Source organism: Deinococcus rhizophilus, assembly GCF_030271215.1.
Classification (GTDB): domain Bacteria; phylum Deinococcota; class Deinococci; order Deinococcales; family Deinococcaceae; genus Deinococcus; species Deinococcus rhizophilus.
The window spans coordinates 1-1,822 of sequence record NZ_JASNGB010000302.1; the positions used below are offsets into that span (position 1 = coordinate 1).

Below are 1,822 nucleotides of genomic sequence, written 5' to 3' on the forward strand. Positions count from 1 at the left end.
CGCGCCCACCCGCTGTACGAGGAGATCAAGGGCCGCTTCTCGGGCCGCGTGCGCGAGATCGGCAAGAACCGCCGCGTGCAGGCGCAGGCGGTGGCCGCCGACACCGAGGGAACGGACGACGAGGGCGAGGCCGAGGCGGCGGAAGCCCAGGCGTGACCCGCCTCCCGGCCTTCACCCGCCCGCCCCGGCCCCTGCGCTACGCTGCGAGGCACACCGTGAAGACCTTTCTCCCCGTGCGCCTCGCCCTGCCCCTGACCCTGCTGCTCTCGGTGGCCGCGCTCCCGGTGGCCGGGGCGACCGCGCCCACGCCCGAGCCTCTGCCACCCGTCCCGGCGCCCGTGGTGCCTGCCCCGGTTCCGGTGAACCCAACGCCCCCGGAGGCGCCCGCCGAACCGGCTCCGGTCCTTCCCCCGGCCCCCGTCGCGTCCCCGCTGGCCCCTCCCGCCCCGGTCCCGGTCCTCCCCACCCCGGTCCCCGGCGGGCTTGCCCCCGTGACCGCGCNCGAACCGGCTCCGGTCCTTCCCCCGGCCCCCGTCGCGTCCCCGCTGGCCCCTCCCGCCCCGGTCCCGGTCCTCCCCACCCCGGTCCCCGGCGGGCTTGCCCCCGTGACCGCGCCGCCCGTGACCGCGCCGCCCGTGCCCGCAGGCCCCGCGCCCATCAGCACGGTGCGGGGGCTGTGGGTGGACGCCTTCGGGCCGGGCCTCAAGACGCGGGTGCAGGTCGCGCAGGTCGTGGAGGACGCCGCCCGGCTGGGGGTCAACACCCTGTTCGTGCAGGCGGTGCGGCGGGGCGACTGCCTGTGCCTGAGGGCCAGCGTGCCGCACATCACCGACAGGGACTTCGAGAAGAATTTCGATCCGCTGACCATCGTGACGCGGCTGGCGCACGCGCGGGGGATGCGGGTGATCGCCTGGGTCAGTGTGACGGGCGGGGTGAACGCCCGCGTGCCCAACACCAGCCCCCGGCACGTCTCGCGGCTGCACGGCCCCACCGCCGGGGCCAACTCGTGGATGTCGCGCCGCCCCGACGGGTCCTGGCTGGAGGGCGGCGACGGCTGGCTCGACCCCGCCATTCCCGCCGCCGCCGACCACATGGTCGAGTCGGTGGTCAGCCTAGTGAGAAACTACCCGGTGGACGGCGTGCAGCTCGACCGCATCCGCTACCCCGACGGCGGCGCGTGGGGCTACGACCCCAAGACCCTGGCCCGCTACCGCGCCGAGACAGGGGCGAAGGGCACCCCGGCCGGGTCCGACCCGCGCTGGCAGGCCTGGAAACGCGAGCAGGTCACTGCGCTGGTGCGCCGCATCAGCGTGGAGGTCAAGGCCGTGCGCCCGACCGCCTGGGTCACCGCCGCCACCATCACCTACGGGGCGCCGCCCGCGCCGGGGGACCTCGCGGCCTTTCGCCGGTCGCGCACCTACACCGACGTGCTGCAGGACTGGCCCACCTGGACCCGCGAGGGCCTGATCGACCTCAATGTCCTGATGAACTACAAGCGCGACAGCGTGGGCGAGCAGGGCGAGTGGCTGGACGGCTGGAACGCCTTTGCCGCCAGCGTGCGCGGCCGCTCGGAAGTCGCGGGGGGCACCGCCCTGTACCTCAACACGCCCGCCGTGACCGCCTCGCAGGCCAGCCGCACGGTCGCCACCGGGCTGGGGTGGGTGGGCTACTCCTACCGCACCCCCACCCTGGACGTGTACGGCACCCGCCAGAGCACCGGGCAGGGGCTGGAGGCGATTCGCGCCGCCCTCACCGCGCCGGGGGGAGCGCTGGCCGGGCGGGTGGGGTGGCAGGTCAGGCCGCCGACCCTGCGGGGGCTGTC

1 protein-coding gene is annotated in these 1,822 nt (G+C 76.0%); it reads left to right on the forward strand.

All coding sequences use genetic code 11. The features are described from left to right. Nucleotides 1-713 precede the first annotated feature (713 nt). On the forward strand, nucleotides 714-1,822 hold a 1,109-nt coding region (locus QOL99_RS16820), incomplete at its 3' end, for a glycoside hydrolase family 10 protein (RefSeq protein WP_456318874.1).